Origin of the sequence: Ensifer sp. LC11, from assembly GCF_001695835.1 — a bacterium.
Classification (GTDB): Bacteria; Pseudomonadota; Alphaproteobacteria; order Rhizobiales; family Rhizobiaceae; genus Ensifer.
The window spans coordinates 15535-31301 of record NZ_MBSO01000067.1 but is presented as its reverse complement, the minus strand read 5'-3'; the positions used below and the strand labels follow the sequence as shown (position 1 = coordinate 31301).

Below are 15767 nucleotides of genomic sequence, written 5' to 3'. Positions count from 1 at the left end.
CGAAACGTTCGGGGCGGGCGCCAACGTCCCCGGCGAGGCCGGGGCATTGTCAGCAGCAAGGGTTTTTGCATGTCACAGGTCCGACTGGAGCAGATCACCAAGTCCTTCGGGAACGTCACCGTCATACCGCCGCTCGATCTTCAGATCGCCGATCGCGAGTTCGTGGTGCTCGTCGGGCCGTCCGGCTGCGGCAAGACAACGACCCTTCGGATGATTGCCGGCCTCGAAACGGCGTCGTCGGGTTCGATCAGGATCGGCGAGCGCGACGTGACCGACCTGCGCCCGGGCCTGCGCAATTGCTCGATGGTGTTTCAGAACTATGCGCTCTATCCGCACATGACGGTCGCCGAAAACATCGGCTACGGCATGAAGGTGCGCGGCACGCCGAAGGCCGAGATCGACAAGGCCGTGGCGGATGCCGCCCGCATCCTCAATCTCGGCGCTTATCTCAACCGCAAGCCGAGCGCGCTTTCCGGCGGCCAGCGCCAACGCGTCGCGATCGGCCGGGCGATTGTGCGCCAGCCGGATGTGTTCCTCTTCGACGAGCCGCTGTCGAACCTCGACGCCAAGCTGCGCATCGAAATGCGTACCGAAATCAAACTCTTGCACCGGCGTCTTCAGACGACCGCCGTCTACGTCACGCACGATCAGGTGGAAGCCATGACCATGGCCGACCGCGTCGTCGTCATGAACCAGGGCCGTATCGAACAGGCGGCCGACCCGATTACGCTTTACGAGGCACCGGCCAATCTCTTCGTCGCCGCCTTCATCGGCGCGCCGAGCATGAATTTCATCGAGGGCCGGCTCGAACGTGGCGATAGCGGGCTCACTTTCAGGGCGGAAGGCGATGTCGTTATTGCGGTTCCGCAGATCCGCGCGGATTTTCTCGGTGCTTTTGCCGGCAAGGACGTGGTGCTTGGCATCCGTCCGGAGCATACGATGGGGACGGACGCTGGAGCGCCGACCGTGAAGCTCACCGTGCGCGATGTCGAGCCGCTTGGGCCGCACACACTGGCGCTCGGCAAGGTGGGGCAAGGCGCGTTCACAGCGCAGGTTCACGCAGCGTCACGCATCGGCCCGGATGACCAGATCGAGGTGCCGATCGAGGCGGAAAAGATGCATTTCTTCCTGAAGGAAACCGGCAAAGCGATCGGCCGCTGACCGGAGGGGAGCCGAAGGCGGTGCTTCGGCTTCGAAATCTTACTTCTGCTCGGCGCGCGCGGCGGCGAGGAAGGCGAGTTTCGCCGGCAGTTCCAGATGCTTGGAAAGTGCCACGCGTTCGGGCGTGTAGTGATGCTCGACGTCGAGGCAGTTGACCGTGCCGAGCAGTTCGCCACCGACCACGACCGGGATGTTGGCGACCGAACCGCAGCCGAGCGACCAGATGGTTTCGTGGTCGCCGAAGACCTTGGAGATGTCGACGATGGTGTTGGCGACGAAGGTCTGGTGCGCCCTATGCACGATGTCGAACCAGCTGTCGTAGCGGATCGGCTTGGTGCCAGAGGTCGGATATTCCTCAGGGTGCGAGGTGTAGGCGCGGCGGGCGACTTCGTTGACCATGTCGACCGTCATGATGGTGAAGAGCTTGGCGCCGATCACCTGGCGGCAAAGCGTCTGCAACGCGGTCCATACCGCGTCGGCATCGGTAGTCTTGGCAATCGCCGCGTCGAATTCCGCCAGCGCGGCAGCGATCTGTTCACTGTTCATGCTATGTCCTTGGGGTTACGCGATATTTTAGAGCGGGACGCGGGCGGAGAACCTCCCGCGTTTTCCCTTGTCCCGCTCTAGTTGGCATGCGCGGCGCTGATCTGCATCAGCTCACGCGAATAGGGTTCCCTAAGGTCGCCGCGTTTGAGATCGGCGACATCGGCCACTTCGACAATGCGACCCTGCCGCATGACGGCCAGCCGATCGCAGAGGAAGGAAACGACCGCCAGATTGTGGGTGACCATCAGGAAGGTGAGGTTCTGCTCGCGCCTGAGCCGCTTCAACAGGTTGAGGATTTCGGCCTGAACCGAGACGTCGAGCGCGGATGTCGGCTCGTCGAGCAGCAGAACCTTCGGCTTTAGCATCAGCGCGCGGGCGATCGCCACACGCTGGCGCTGACCGCCGGAGAGCTGATGCGGGAAACGGAAGCGAAATTTCCGGTCGAGGCCGACCGAGGCCATGACTTCCTCTATCCGCGCATTGCGGTCGCCGATACCGTGGATCGTCAGCGCTTCGCCGAGTGTCGCGTCGACGGTCTTGCGCGGGTGCAGCGAGCCGTAGGGGTCCTGGAACACCATCTGGCACTGGCGCGAGAAGGCGCGGTCGATGCCGTGGCCGCGGGGTGAGCCGAGCACGGTGATTTCGCCCGTCCATTCCGGCGCGAGCCCAGCGATCGCCTTCAATACGGTCGATTTTCCCGAGCCACTTTCGCCGACAAGGGCGAAGCTCTCGCCGTCGGCGATGTCGAGATTGACGTCGTGGGTGATCTGCACGTCGCCGTAGGAGATGTCGAGGTTCTTCAGAGAGAGCGCGGTCATGCCTTGGCCCATGCGCTGCGGTCGAGCACCGGCAGCTCGTCCCGTGTTTCATCGAGGCGCGGAATGGAGGCGATCAGCCCGCGCGTATAGGGGTGTTTGGCCGCCATCAGTTCACCGGCCTTGCACTCCTCGACCACCTCGCCGGTGTTCATCACGAGGATGCGGTCGCAATAGCTGGAGACGAGGTTCAGGTCGTGGCTAATGAAGATCAGCCCCATGCCCTTGCGCTTCACCAGTTCATCGATGATGTCGAGCACCTGGGCCTGGACGGAAACGTCGAGCGCCGAGGTCGGCTCGTCGGCGATCAAGAGGTCCGGCTCCGGGATCAGCATCATCGCGATCATCACGCGCTGACCCATGCCGCCGGAGACTTCGTGCGGGTAGAGGCGCGCGACACGTTCCGGGTCGGCGATGCGTACCGATTCCAGCATGGCGAGCACGCGGGCGTTGACCTCACGGCGCGGCAGCTTCTGGTGTGTCAAAAGCGCTTCGGCGATCTGCTCGCCGATGGTCATGACTGGGTTCAGCGAGAACTTCGGATCCTGCATCACCATGGAGATACGGGCGCCGCGAATGGCGCGCATCTGCCGCTCGGACCGCTTCAAAAGATCGATGCCGTCGAAGACGAGCTTGTCGGCCGTCACCCGACCGGGCGCGCGGATAAGCTGCAGGATCGAGCGGCCGGTCATCGATTTGCCGGAACCGCTCTCGCCGACGATGCCCAGACGCTCGCGGCCGAGCGTGAAGGAGATGCCGCGCACCACCTCGAGGTCGCCACGGGGCGTCGGGAAGGTGACACGCAGGTTTTCGATTTCGAGAAGGTTACTCATCAGCGTTGCTCCCCGCTCTTCGGATCGAGCACGTCGCGCAGACCGTCGCCGAGGAAGCAGAAGCCGAGGCTGACGAGAATGATGGCAAAGCCGGGCATGGTCGCCACCCACCACTGGTCGAGGATGAAGGAGCGTCCGCGCGAGATCATCGCGCCCCATTCGGGAAGCGGCGGCTGCGCGCCAAGGCCGATGAAGCCGAGGCCGGCGGCCGTCAGGATGATGCCGGCCATGTCGAGCGTCACACGGACAATCATCGAGGAGGTGCAGAGCGGCAGCACGTGGCCGAGATTGACCCGGAGGCTGGAGGCGCCGAGAAGGCGCACCGCCGAGATGAACTCGGAGTTCTTGAAGGTGAGCGTTTCGGCGCGGGCGACGCGGGCATAACCCGGCCAGGAGGTGATGGCGATCGCGATGATCGCGTTCTCGATGCCTGGGCCCAGCGCCGCGACAAAGGCGAGCGCCAGGATCAGTTTCGGCAGCGACAGGAAGATGTCGGTGATGCCCATGAGGATGCGGTCGACCCAGCCGCCGAAATAGCCGGCAGCGACGCCGATCACAAGACCGGCGGGCGCTGCGAGCACGGCAACCAGCGTGACGATTGCGAGCGTGATGCGCGCGCCGTAGACGACGCGGGACCAGATGTCGCGGCCGAGTTCGTCAGTTCCCATCCAGTGGGCAGCACTCGGTGGCAGCAGACGTTCGCTCAGCGATTGGCGCAGCGGGTCATGGGTGGCGAGCCAAGGCGCGAAGAGAGCCGTCAGCACCAGTGCAAGAATGATGATCGCGCCGACGACGGCGAGCGGATTGCGCATCAGCGCGCCGAAGATGCGGTAGAAACGCCCGAGGCGCGCCTGCATCGGCGAGGCGGGGCTGTCGTCGATCAGCCAGTCGCGAAGTGTGGTCATGTCCGCCTCCTCCCTAGCGTGCACGCGGATCGAGCACGCGATAGAGCACGTCCGAAATTTTGTTGATGCCGATGAAGACCGCGCCAATGACGAGGGTCGAGCCGAGCACGGCCGACATGTCGGCGTTGAGCAGGGCGACGGTCAGGTAGTTGCCGATGCCGGGCCAGGAGAAGATCGTCTCGATCATGACAGACCCTTCGAGCAGGCCGGCATAGGACAAGCCGATGACAGTGATCAGCGGCACGCGGATCGGCCGGAAGGCATGGCGCCAGATGACGAGGCGCTCCGGCACGCCTTTGACCCGGGCGGTGGTGACATACTCCTGGCTCAGCTGGTCGAGCATGAAGGAACGGGTCATGCGAGCAATATAGGCGAGCGAGAAGAAACCGAGGCACGAGGCCGGCAGGACCAGGTGCCAGACGGCGTTGCGGAAGATCTCCCATTCCCCGGCGATGATGCTGTCGACAAGGATCAGGCCGGTGACCGGCGAGACCATGCCATCATAGAAGATATCGACCCGTCCCGGGCCGCCGACCCATTGCAGCCGCGCGTAGAAGACCGCCAGGCCGACGAGGCCAAGCCAGAAGGCCGGTACGGAGTAGCCGAGAAGGCCGATGACGCGAATGCCCTGGTCCAGCCACGAGCCGCGGCGGGCTGCTGCAAAAACGCCGAGCGGCACTCCGATCAGCACGCCGAGGATGATGCCGAGCGTCGCCATTTCCAGCGTTGCCGGGAACACGCGGGCGAGGTCCTCGATGACCGGCTTACCCGTCGAGACAGAGGTGCCGAAATTGCCGGTGACGACATCGCCGACGTAGCTGACGAACTGGGTGATCAGTGGTTGGTCGAGCCCCATTTCCTGGCGGACACGCTCATAAACGGCAACCGGAGCCCGGTCGCCGACCACGGCCAGAACCGGATCGATCGGTACGATGCGGCCGATGAAGAAGGTGATGGCGAGCAGGCCGAGGAATGTCACCGCGAGCGTAACCAGGAAGCCCGCCAATGAGGTAAGGCGCTGCCGTCTCCGGCTGGGTCTGGCGGCGCGGCGTACCGGCGCTGCTGCTGTCGTGCTGTCGTTTGCCACGTGGCGATTCCATCCCTCTTCGCTTGCGGTCTGTCCTGTCGATACCGCAAAAATTCGCTTGGAGTATATAAATAAGTTTGCTTAAATCAAAAAAATTTTACTGGAGGAGGAGAGCGTGAGCATTCCGTCAGATGACGAAGCCACGTCCGGAAAAAGCACCGGGGCAGGGCAGCCGAAGGTGGGCGCGCTGGTGCGCGCGCGCCGCAGGCAGATGCATATGACGCTGCAGGCATTGAGCGATGCGGCCGGCGTCTCCGTCGGTTATCTCAGCCAGGTCGAGCGCGATCTCGCCATGCCCTCGCTCGGCACGCTGGCGCAGATCGCCCAAGGGCTCGGCGCCGAACTCAACCATTTCATCCTGGCGCCGGCGATCGATACCGGCCTTTCGCGCGCCGAAGGGCGCATGGTGTTTTCGGTCGGCGGCTCGCCGGTGTCCTATGAGCGGATCGGCGCGGATTTTGCCGGCAACCAGCTTTCGAGCTTCGTCATCACCATTCCGCCCGGACACCGTTCCGAGGTCTTCAGTCATGAGGGCGAGGAGCTCGTCTATATGCTGGAAGGCGAAATCCTGTTCGGGCTCGACGGCGACGAGACCATGCTTTCCCCGGGTGACGGCCTGCACTTTCGCGGTATCCAGCCCCACTACTGGTGGAACAAGACCGACACGCCCGTGCGGCTGATCTGGACCGGCACGCTGCCGCTCTTCCGCCCGCGTGCCTCCCAATCCAACGAGACCGGTGCGCCGCAAGCGCTTCCGAAGCCGGCGACGACAAAAACCAAGCCTCATCGAAAATAGGAGAATGATGATGAGAATGTTCAAGGCCGCGGTTTTCGCGGCGTCCCTGATGCTGAGCGTGTCGCCGGCCGCACTCGCCGAAACGCCGGCGGAGGTACTGGTCGTCGCCCAGAATATCGACGACATCGTTAGCATCGACCCGGCCGAGGCCTACGAGTTTTCTTCCGGTGAATACGTCACCCAGACCTATGACCGCCTGGTGCAGTACGATGCGCCCGACGTGAAGAAGCTGGCGCCGGGCCTTGCCTCCGAATGGACGGCCGACGATGCCGCCAAGACGATCACCTTCACGCTGCGTGATGGTGTCACCTTCACCTCTGGCAACCCGCTGCGCGGCGAAGACGTCGTCTATTCCTTCAAGCGCGTCGTCGTTCTCAACAAGGCCCCGGCCTTCATCCTGACGCAGCTCGGCTGGACGCCAGAAAACATCGACAAGATGGTGACCGCCGACGGCAACAAGGTCACGATCAAGTATGAAGGCGACTTCTCGTCCGCTTTCGTCCTCAACGTTCTCGCAGCGCGCCCGGCATCGGTCGTCGACGCCGAGACCGTCAAGGCCAACGAAGCCGATGGCGATTTCGGCAATGCCTGGCTCAAGGCCAACTCGGCCGGTACTGGTCCCTTCGTGCTGAAGGCCTTCCGCGCCGGCGAACTCCTGAACCTTGCCAGCAACCCGAACTACTTCGGCGGCGCTCCGGCCATCAAGGGCGTCATCATCCGCCACGTCGCCGAAGCCGCAACCCAGCAGCTGATGCTGCAGACCGGCGACGTCGACATGGCCAAGAACCTGACCCCGGACCAGGTGTCGGGTCTTGAAGGCAAGGATGGCGTGAAGGTCGAATCCTACCCGCAGGCCGCCGTGCACTTCCTGTCGTTCAACCAGAAGGCCGCCGCACTTCAGCCGGAAGCCGTCTGGGAAGCCGCCCGTTACCTCGTCGACTACAAGGGCATGACCGACAGTTTCCTGAAGGGCCAGATGGATGTTCACCAAGCCTTCTGGCCGAAGGGCTTCCCCGGCTCGCTCGATGAAACGCCCTATGGCTATGACGTCGAAAAGGCGAAGAAGATCCTCGCCGACGCCGGCATCAAGACGCCGATCAAGGTGACGCTCGACGTCATCAACTCGACGCCGTTCACCGACATGGCGCAGTCGCTGCAGGCATCGTTCGCCGAAGCCGGCATCAACTTCGAGATCATTCCGGGCACCGGCAGCCAGGTCATCACCAAGTACCGTGCCCGCACTCATGAAGCCATGCTGCTCTATTGGGGCCCGGACTTCATGGACCCGCATTCGAACGCCAAGGCCTTCGCCTATAACGAGGACAACGCCGACGACAAGTACCAGTCGACGACCACCTGGCGTAACGGCTGGGCGGTTCCGGCCGAGCTCAACGAAGCGACCAAGGTAGCGCTGAAGGAAGCCGATCCGGCCAAGCGCGACGCGCTCTATGTCGACCTGCAGCGCAAGGTGCAGGAAAAGTCGCCGATCGTGATCATGTTCCAGGCCGCCACCCAGGTCGCGATGAAGGACAAGGTTGAAGGTTACGTCAATGGCGCCACCTCCGACTTCGTCTTCTACCGGATGGTGAAGAAGAACTGATCGAGCATCGCTCTTGCGCCGTCCTTCAAAGGCGCACATATCAATCGCCCCGGACCTTTGGCCCGGGGCGACGTGTTTCTACCGATGCGATGGTGTTCTTTAGGTTCTGGGAAGGTTTGTGAAATGGCGGATGTGAAGGTGAGAACGCGGGAAACCGGGGCGACGGCGGTCGTCGGCAAGACCGGATTTCCGCATGTGACCTCTGTGACTGGAGGTGAACTCGATATCGTCACCGGCCCGTCGCAGGCAGGATATGGCCCGCTCGATCTGCTCTATGCGTCGCTCGCGAGCTGCCTGGTGCTGAGCGCCCGCATCGCCGCCAGCCGTTATGGCGTGCTCGACCGGTTGACGGAAGTGAGCGCCAAGGTGACCGGTGAGAAGGCGCATGACGAGCCGTCCCGCGTCGCCAGGTTCAACATTGTCTTCGACATCAAGGGCGATTTCGACGATGCGGTCCGCCATGCGATTGCGGAGGCCGCCGAAAACGAGATCTGCACCGTCAGCAACACGATTCGCGGCAATCCGGAATTTGTGACGAGCTTCGCTCACTGACATCAATTGGCCTAAGGCCTGTGTGTTTGTGGGGTGGGCTGCCACAGGCGGCCCACCCTTTTTCGTATCCGGATGAGGGAACTCAGGCCGGCTGCGGCGCAAGCGTCGCCGGTTGGCGCCGGCCAATCGTCAGGACCAAAAGGGCCGCGACGAGGCAGAGCATGCCGGCTGCAAGCAGTGCTGGCGTATAGGTTTCGAGCGACGTCCGGCTGGCGCCTGCGAGGAAGGTCGCACTGGCGGCACCCAGTTGGTGGCCGGTGAAGATCCAGCCGAAGACGAGGCCGGCCCGTTCCGGGCCGAAGCGTTCGGCCGAGAGCTTCACGGTCGGCGGTACCGTCGCGACCCAATCCAGGCCGTAGAAGATCGCGAAGATCGACAGCGTGTAGATGTTGAAGCCGCTGAACGGCAGGAACATCAGCGAGAGGCCGCGCAGCCCGTAGAACCAGAAGAGCAGCCAGCGGTTGTCGTAACGATCGGAGAGCCAGCCGGAGCCGATGGTTCCGATGAGATCGAACACGCCAATCAGTGCCAGGAGGCTGGCCGCGGCAACGGCGGCAATGCCCACGTCACCGCAGATCGAAACCCAATGGGTCTGGATCAGGCCGTTGGTGCTGAAACCGCAGACGAAGAAGGTGGCAAACAGCACCCAGAAGGTGTTGGTCTTGGCGGCGTCGGCGAGCGCCCGGATCGGCGCCATGAGCAGGGTTCCGAAGCTCTTTGCCTTCGGCGGCGCCGGCGCGATCTGCTTTCCGCCGAACGGCGCGAGGCCGAGGTCGCTTGGGCGATCCTGCATGAACAGCAGCACCAGGATAAAGGCTACCACGAGGATGACGATGATCAGCGTCAGCGCCGACCGCCAGCCGATCGTTTCAGTGAGAGTTGCAAGCAGCGGCAGGAAGACCAGCTGGCCGGTGGCGTTGCTGGCGGTCATCAACCCGACCACCAGCCCGCGTCGCTGGTCGAACCAGCGGGTCGCAACCGTTGCGCCGAGCACCAGCGCCGTCATGCCAGTGCCGACGCCGAGCACCACGCCCCAGATCGCGACCAGATGCCAGAGTTCCGTCATGTAGAAGGAAGCGGCGATGCCGGAGACGATCAGGATCAGCGCCGCTGAGACGACCGGGCGCACGCCGAAGTGGTTCATGAAGGAGGCGGCAAACGGGCCGAGCAGCCCGAAGAGGCAAAGCCGGATCGCCAGCGCCAGCGAAATCTGGGCGTTGGACCAGCCGAATTCGGTCTCAAGCGGCTTGATCAGCACGCCGGCTGAGCCCATCGCGCCGGCGGTCGACAGCATGACGAGGAAGGTGACTGCGGCGACAGCCCAGCCGTAGTGGATGTTGCGTCTGGCAAGATAACGCGCAAGCGCCGGACCGAGCATCGTCGTTTTCCTTTTGTCCATGTTTTCGGGTGTGCGAGAGCGCTGCGCGAACACAGAGCGCCTGTCGCAGTTTGGATTTGGTGTCAGTCTGCCGCCGCTCCCTGACGGGCAGCGTCGCTTAAAGCGTTTGCAGCAGTTCTTTCAGTTGTGCGGCAGCGTCGGTCCCCAGCCGCGCCTCGATCTGGTCCTGCGCGCCCTGCCAAAGCGGCGCACCTTCCGCGAGAATCCGCCGGCCGTTTTCGGTGAGTTCGACAACGGCCTCCCTCTGATCCTTACCGCTTGCGGTCGTAACCAGCCCCATTCCCTCCAGCACCTTGACGTTGCGGCTGACCGTCGAACGCTCGAGTTCGATCTTGCGGCCAAGTTCGGTCATCGAGATCGGCTCGCCGCGCTCAATGTGCCGTAGCAAACTGAATTGGGCCAGGTTGATGCCGACCGGCTGTAGTGCGTCGTCATAGAGCGACGTCACTCTGCGGGTGGCTTTGCGTAATAGGGCACAGTAGCAGCGAGACATTATTCGTGTATATACACGCAAATGCCGGACGTCAAGCTCTAACAGTGAGGGCGCACGACAGGGCGGTTACCGCACCAGATCGATGTCGGACCGGTCCAGGCGAAGTTGAAGAACGTGGTTGGGGTAGGCCTGGTCGCCGATTCTAAAGTGGGTTTCGCCGATCTTCTCGAAGCCGCTTGCGATGTAGAAGGCCGTAGCCTTTTCATTTTCGGCGTTGACCGCCAGCCACGTACTCGTGCTGCCGGTGTTTGCGCAGAACTGAAGGCCAGTCTCTAGCAGCCTCTTGCCAATGCCGCGACCGTGGTGACGCGGCTGCACATAGAGTGTCGTTAGTTCAAGGTCCGAAACGATGTCGATCGGCGGCGGCGAGTTGGATGACATGCGCAGGAAGCCGTCGATGCCGCCGGTATTCTGCGAAACCCAGATGTTCTCGTTCTCCTGAGACAGGATGTCCTTAAAGCGTGCGGTGGTGAATTGCTCCAGCGCATAGTCGGCGAAGAACGCGTTGACGCCGTCGCGGATGTAGGTGTTGAGCCAAACTTCCAGGCTGATTGCGGCCAGGCTCGATGCATCCTCTGCGGTAGCGGGTCTGATCAAGGTTTCATCTTTCAGGTCTTGCATTTCCGCGAACGTTTGGCGTGGCGGCGGCGGTCCTCAGTTGCTCAGTCGACGTAGGGCTCAAGCTCCTTGTCGAATTCCACCCCGGCGACGTTGTTGAAGAGGGCTGTCGCGACCATGATCCCCGAGAAGGCGACGAGGTCGACCAGCGCCTTGGCATCGTAGCGCGCTTTCAAGCCCGTCCAAATCTCGTCCGGGACGGCATTGCTGTCGGCAACGATCGCCCGTCCGAAGGCGATAAGCCGCTGTTCGTCTTCCGTCGGCACGACCGAATGGAAGTCGATGCCGGCATTGGCGAAGGCGCGGCGGAAAAAGCCCATCGCGATCGGGGATTTCATTGCTTCGGAAATGGAATGGGAAAGGAACCAGATCTCCCGGTCGTTGAGCGCCGGGCGCAGTTCCTCGCGCAGCGTGAACCATTCAGCATAGATCCGATGCGCAACCGGAGAATGCAGCAGCGTGCGCTTCATGTTGGTCATGCGGCCGCGCACGCGGATCTCCTCGTCATGGGCGGCGCGGATTTCGTCGGAGGCGGTGTCGTAGTCGATCTGGGGAATATGGCTCACGGTCTTGCCTGTCTTTGGTGGCGCAGTTCTAGCGCATGTGATGGTGGTGGATCAGACGGTGCTGAGCAGAATGCTCGTCTCGCTGTTCGAAACGCCCTCGACGTCGCGCACTTCGCGCAGGATGCGGTCGAAATCGCTGAGGCTGTTGGCGCGGATTTCGGCGACGAGATCCCAGCCGCCATTGGTCGTGTGCAGCGCGTAAAGCTCGGGCAGGCCGCGCAGGTATTTGATGACCTTGGTGGTGTTGCGGCCGCTCACTTCGATCATCATGATTGCTCGGATGGCGCGATCGTCATAATCCTGCCGCACGCGCAGCGTGAAACCCAGCACCGCTCCGCTTTCGAGCAGCCGGTCGATGCGTGTCTGCACCGTTGCCCTGGAGATGCCGAGCACCGTCGCTATCTTGGAGTAGGGCGCACGGCCGTCTTCTCGCAACAGCGAGATCAGCTGGTGATCGAGGTCGTCGAAGATATGCATGAAGACTGTATATTACGATTGCGCAAAATGCTCAATATGACCGTGAATTTTAGGCATGTTTAAAATTTCAACTCACTTCTTGCAAGCCTAGGCTGACCTCATCGAATTTCTCCGATGGAGTTGGTAACGTGGTTCAGTATGTCGGTGTCGGCAACGTAATCGAGCTGGTCAAATCGATCGGCATTGAGACGTTCCTTGTGGGTCTTGCGGAATACATCGAGGATGATTTCCGCCGATGGAACGCATTCGAGAAAACGCCGCGGCTTGCGAGCCACTCGAAGACCGGTGTCATCGAGCTGATGCCGACCTCTGACGGCGAGCATTATGGCTTCAAATATGTCAACGGTCACCCGAAGAACCCGAATGTCGGTCTGCAGACGGTCACCGCCTTCGGTGTCCTTTCCGATGTCAGCACGGGTTACCCCTGTCTCGTCTCCGAAATGACGATCATGACCGGTCTGCGCACCGCCGCCACCTCGGCGCTTGCCGCAAAATATCTCGCTCGTCCCGATGCCCGCTCGATGGCGATCATCGGTCTCGGCGCCCAGTCGGAATTCCAGGCGCTCGCCTTCCGCGCGCTTCTCGGTGTCAAGCGCCTGCAGGTCTTCGATATCGACGCGGAAGCTGCCGACAAATTCTGCAACAACCTCGCGGACATGGACTTCGACATCGTGGTCGCCGCCACCGCGGAGGATGCGGTAGCCGGCGCCGATATCATCACGACAGTCACGGCCGACAAGCGCAACGCCACGATCCTCTCCGACAACATGGTTGGCGCCGGCGTGCACATCAACGCCGTCGGCGGTGACTGCCCCGGCAAGACCGAGCTCCAGGGCGACATCCTGCACCGCGCCGACGTCTTCGTCGAATATCCGGAGCAGACCCGCATCGAAGGCGAGATCCAGCAGATGGCGCCGGATTTCCCGGTTACCGAACTCTGGCAGGTCATTGCCGGCGAGGCCGTAGGCCGCCGCAGCATCGGCCAGATCACCATCTTCGATTCCGTTGGCTTCGCCACTGAGGACTTCTCGGCGCTGCGCTTCCTGCGTGACAAGATCCAGGGCACGGCTTTCTACACCGAACTCGACCTGACGACGCAGCCGGACCACCCGCGCGATCTCTACGGCCTGTTCAGGCAGCAGCCGGCCGCCTTTGCCGAGCGGAGCGTTGCATAAAATGAAGAGACTGTCCGTACAGGCGCCAAAGGGCGTCGTGATGATCCGTCCGCACCATTTCGGCCCGAACCCGATGACGGCCGAAGACAATGCCTTCCAGGCGACCGACAAGGCGCGCCAGCCGTCGGCAATCGCCCGGGCAGCTTACGACGAAGTGAGCCGCATGGCTGACGGGCTTGCCGGTGCCGGCGTTGCCGTGCACCTCTTCGAGGATGAGTCGGCGACGCGTCCCGACTCGGTCTTCCCAAACAACTGGTTCTCGACCCATTCGGGTGGCCATGTGGCGATCTATCCGATGTATTCGGAAAGCCGCCAGAGCGAGCGCCGCGCCGATATCATCGAGATGCTGAAGAACGAGTATCGCGTTCAGGACGTGATCGACTATTCCGGCCTCGAAAAGGATGGCGTCTATCTCGAAGGTACCGGCGCCATGGTGCTCGATCATATCGGCCGCGTCGCCTACGCGGCCCGCTCCAACCGCACCAACGAGGTGGCGCTGGAGCGTTTCTGCACCCACTTCAACTTCGAGCCAATGATCTTCGACGCGGTCGATCGCCAGGGCAATTCGATCTACCACACCAACGTCTTGATGTGCATCGGCACCGAGTTTGCGCTGATCGGCACCAGCATGATCCCGGATCTTGCCCGTCGCCAGGAAATCTGCGCACGGCTGGAGGAGACCGGTCGCCAGGTCATCGACCTGACGCTGGAGCAGATCGAGAATTTCGCCGGCAATGCCATCGAGCTCGACGGCGCCGACGGCCGCGTCGTGGTCATGTCAGCCCGCGCACTCGCCTCGCTCCGTGCAGACCAGATCAAGGCGCTCGAAGCCTCGGCCCGTGTTCTCGCCTTTGACGTTCCCACCATCGAGCTTGCCGGCGGTTCCGTGCGCTGCATGCTTGCCGGCGTTCATTTGTCGCGAAGAGAACCGGCCGGTACGCAAAAGCTTTACGCCGCCACGTCCGATCGATAGAAGCAGCTCATCCAAGCCAAAGGTACTGAAAAAATGTCGCAATCACGCCCCGTCTACCAGTTCAACAACATCATCGTCCGCACGCCGTCGACGTCGGTCGTCAACGGCCTGCGTGCCGATGACCGTGGCAACCCCACCTTCGAAGGCGTGAAGGCTGAACACGACGCCTACATCCAGGCGATGAAGGACGCGGGCGTGAAGGTGACGGTGCTGCCGGCGCTCGAAGCCTTCCCGGACTCGATCTTCGTCGAGGATCCGGCGCTGGTCTTTACCGAAGGCGCGATCCTGCTTCGCCCGGGTGCCGAGACTCGCGTCAAGGAAACGCCGGAGATCGAGCCGACGCTGCGCGCCATGTTCGAGACCGTGCTTGACCTGCCGGGTACCGGCTTTGCCGATGGCGGCGACGTGCTGACGACCCGCGAGAGCGTGATGATCGGCCTCTCGGCCCGCACCAACAAGGTCGGCGCCGAAGCCCTTCAGGCCTGCCTGACCAAGCTCGGCCGCAAGAGCGAGATCGTCGCGACGCCGGAAGGCGTGCTGCACTTCAAGACCGACTGCTCGCTGCTTGACGACGAGACCGTGCTTTCGACCGCGCGTCTCGCCAAGTCCGGCGCATTCGAGCGCTTCAAGCAGGTGATCATTCCGGATGGCGAAGAGCCTGCGGCCAATGCGCTGCGCGTCAACGACGTCGTCATGGTCGGCTCGGATTTCCCGCGCACGATCGAGATGCTTGACAAGCTCGGCTATAAGGTCGTGCCCATGAAAACGACGGAGATCGGCAAGATCGACGCAGGCCTGTCCTGCATGTCGCTGCGCTGGTTCAGCAACACGCTCTAATCCGACGCAATCCCCGAGGAGGAAACATTATGAAGACGTTGAAGACCGCCCTGTTCGCAGGGATCGCCCTTTCCATGGCTGCCGGCAGCGCATTTGCCGAGGACACCTTGCGGCTCGGCATGACGCCGGAGCCCTATATGCCCTTCACCCAGGTCAATGCCGGCGGTGAATGGGAGGGTCTCGAAGCCGATCTCTCCCGCGCGCTCTGCGAGAAGATGGCCGTCAAGTGCGACATCAACCAGATGGCCTGGGACGGTCTGATCCCGTCGATGAAGGAAAACAAGGTCGACTTCATCATCGGCGCCTTCTCGATCACCGACGAGCGTCGCCAGGTTGTCGACTTCTCGACGCCCTATTACACCGAAGGCACGTCGTTCGTCGGGGCCAAGGCTGACACGAGCGAGATCAAGACGGTCGACGCGGCAGACGGTTCCGGCGAGATCATCGATCCGGCAAGTGTCGAGGGCAAGATCATCGGCGTTCAAACCTCAAGCGTGCAGTCGGCTTACGTCGCCAAGTACCTGACGGGCGCCGAAGCCAAGAGCTACGACACCGCCGACAACTCGGTCGCCGACCTCGTTGCCGGCCGTGTCGACTACGTGCTGATCCCCGACCTCTACATCCAGACCTTCCTGAAGTCGCCCGAGGGCGCCGACTACGAGGTCAAGGTCGAAGTGCCGAAGAACGTCGTTCTTGGCGAAGGTGTCGCCTATGCCGTGCGCAAGGGCGATGCGGCGACCCTTGAAAAGGTCAATACCGGCCTCGCTGCTCTCGAAAAGGACGGCACGACCCAGAAGCTCGTCGACAAGTGGATCTTCGGCAAGAAGTAATTGCTCTTGAAGGGCGGCGCCGGGCTCTTCGGCTCGCCGCCGCCCTTGTTCGCCAAACCGGCCGCAGCGCCGGGGCAACATCGCAGCCACCGCTATAGCAACCG

Annotated in this window: 18 protein-coding genes; 8 read left to right on the top strand and 10 right to left on the bottom strand. The window is 62.5% G+C overall.

Features of this window, described 5'->3' with window-relative positions; all coding sequences use genetic code 11:
* The first annotated feature begins 69 nt into the window (after nt 1-69).
* A complete protein-coding gene (gene ugpC / locus BBX50_RS26985; protein WP_065778363.1) occupies nt 70-1161 on the top strand; it encodes a sn-glycerol-3-phosphate ABC transporter ATP-binding protein UgpC in 1092 nt (363 codons plus the stop codon).
* A 39-nt stretch (nt 1162-1200) separates the two neighbouring features.
* On the opposite strand, the gene BBX50_RS26980 is transcribed toward ugpC, so the two are convergent.
* The 5 genes from BBX50_RS26980 to BBX50_RS26960 form a co-directional block, all read right to left on the bottom strand.
* Entirely contained in the window at nt 1201-1707 is a 507-nt protein-coding gene (locus BBX50_RS26980; RefSeq protein WP_065778362.1) for a GAF domain-containing protein, read from the bottom strand.
* A 77-nt stretch (nt 1708-1784) separates the two neighbouring features.
* Complete coding sequence (locus tag BBX50_RS26975) at nt 1785-2525, bottom strand: ABC transporter ATP-binding protein (protein ID WP_065778510.1); 741 nt, start codon at nt 2523-2525, stop codon at nt 1785-1787.
* A complete protein-coding gene (locus BBX50_RS26970; RefSeq protein ID WP_065778361.1) occupies nt 2522-3355 on the bottom strand; it encodes an ABC transporter ATP-binding protein in 834 nt (277 codons plus the stop codon). The genes BBX50_RS26975 and BBX50_RS26970 overlap by 4 nt, the downstream gene beginning before the upstream one ends.
* Nucleotides 3355-4260 carry an ABC transporter permease gene (locus BBX50_RS26965; RefSeq protein ID WP_065778360.1) on the bottom strand — a complete coding sequence of 302 codons (906 nt, stop codon included), beginning with the start codon at nt 4258-4260 and terminating at the stop codon, nt 3355-3357. The genes BBX50_RS26970 and BBX50_RS26965 overlap by 1 nt, the downstream gene beginning before the upstream one ends.
* 13 nt (nt 4261-4273) lie before the next feature.
* A complete protein-coding gene (locus BBX50_RS26960) occupies nt 4274-5266 on the bottom strand; it encodes an ABC transporter permease (protein ID WP_065778359.1) in 993 nt (330 codons plus the stop codon).
* 196 nt (nt 5267-5462) lie between these two features.
* Here BBX50_RS26960 and BBX50_RS26955 point away from each other — a divergent pair, with 196 nt between their 5' ends.
* The 3 genes from BBX50_RS26955 to BBX50_RS26945 all read left to right on the top strand — a co-directional run bounded on the left by BBX50_RS26955 (nt 5463) and on the right by BBX50_RS26945 (nt 8295).
* Complete coding sequence (locus BBX50_RS26955) at nt 5463-6143, top strand: XRE family transcriptional regulator (protein WP_244513236.1); 681 nt, start codon at nt 5463-5465, stop codon at nt 6141-6143.
* 10 nt (nt 6144-6153) lie between these two features.
* Nucleotides 6154-7743 (top strand): ABC transporter substrate-binding protein, encoded by a 1590-nt coding sequence (locus BBX50_RS26950; protein WP_065778508.1) that lies wholly within the window; start codon nt 6154-6156, stop codon nt 7741-7743.
* A 123-nt stretch (nt 7744-7866) separates the two neighbouring features.
* The gene (locus tag BBX50_RS26945; RefSeq protein WP_065778358.1) at nt 7867-8295 is read left to right on the top strand and encodes an OsmC family protein; all 429 of its coding nucleotides are present in this window, start codon (nt 7867-7869) and stop codon (nt 8293-8295) included.
* A gap of 82 nt (nt 8296-8377) precedes the next feature.
* On the opposite strand, the gene BBX50_RS26940 is transcribed toward BBX50_RS26945, so the two are convergent.
* The 5 genes from BBX50_RS26940 to BBX50_RS26920 all read right to left on the bottom strand — a co-directional run bounded on the left by BBX50_RS26940 (nt 8378) and on the right by BBX50_RS26920 (nt 11848).
* Nucleotides 8378-9673 carry an MFS transporter gene (locus BBX50_RS26940; RefSeq protein WP_065778357.1) on the bottom strand — a complete coding sequence of 432 codons (1296 nt, stop codon included), beginning with the start codon at nt 9671-9673 and terminating at the stop codon, nt 8378-8380.
* 118 nt (nt 9674-9791) lie between these two features.
* Nucleotides 9792-10187, bottom strand: coding sequence for a MarR family winged helix-turn-helix transcriptional regulator (locus BBX50_RS26935; RefSeq protein ID WP_065778356.1), 396 nt, complete (start codon nt 10185-10187; stop codon nt 9792-9794).
* Nucleotides 10188-10253: 66 nt separating this feature from the next.
* A complete protein-coding gene (locus BBX50_RS26930) occupies nt 10254-10808 on the bottom strand; it encodes an N-acetyltransferase (protein WP_065778355.1) in 555 nt (184 codons plus the stop codon).
* A gap of 41 nt (nt 10809-10849) precedes the next feature.
* Nucleotides 10850-11371 carry a hypothetical protein gene (locus tag BBX50_RS26925; protein ID WP_065778354.1) on the bottom strand — a complete coding sequence of 174 codons (522 nt, stop codon included), beginning with the start codon at nt 11369-11371 and terminating at the stop codon, nt 10850-10852.
* 51 nt (nt 11372-11422) lie between these two features.
* The gene (locus BBX50_RS26920) at nt 11423-11848 is read right to left on the bottom strand and encodes an Lrp/AsnC family transcriptional regulator (RefSeq protein WP_065778353.1); all 426 of its coding nucleotides are present in this window, start codon (nt 11846-11848) and stop codon (nt 11423-11425) included.
* A 92-nt stretch (nt 11849-11940) separates the two neighbouring features.
* On the opposite strand from BBX50_RS26920, the gene BBX50_RS26915 reads away from it, so the two are divergent.
* From BBX50_RS26915 to BBX50_RS26900, 4 genes are read left to right on the top strand one after another with little or no spacing between them, the layout of a single operon-like run.
* On the top strand, nt 11941-13023 hold the full coding sequence (locus tag BBX50_RS26915; protein WP_065778352.1) for an ornithine cyclodeaminase: 1083 nt from the start codon (nt 11941-11943) through the stop codon (nt 13021-13023).
* 1 nt (nt 13024) lies between these two features.
* Nucleotides 13025-13996 carry an arginine deiminase-related protein gene (locus BBX50_RS26910; protein ID WP_065778351.1) on the top strand — a complete coding sequence of 324 codons (972 nt, stop codon included), beginning with the start codon at nt 13025-13027 and terminating at the stop codon, nt 13994-13996.
* Between the two features lie 33 nt (nt 13997-14029).
* Complete coding sequence (locus BBX50_RS26905; protein ID WP_065778350.1) at nt 14030-14833, top strand: arginine deiminase family protein; 804 nt, start codon at nt 14030-14032, stop codon at nt 14831-14833.
* A gap of 29 nt (nt 14834-14862) precedes the next feature.
* On the top strand, nt 14863-15663 hold the full coding sequence (locus BBX50_RS26900; protein WP_065778349.1) for a transporter substrate-binding domain-containing protein: 801 nt from the start codon (nt 14863-14865) through the stop codon (nt 15661-15663).
* Nucleotides 15664-15767 lie beyond the last annotated feature (104 nt).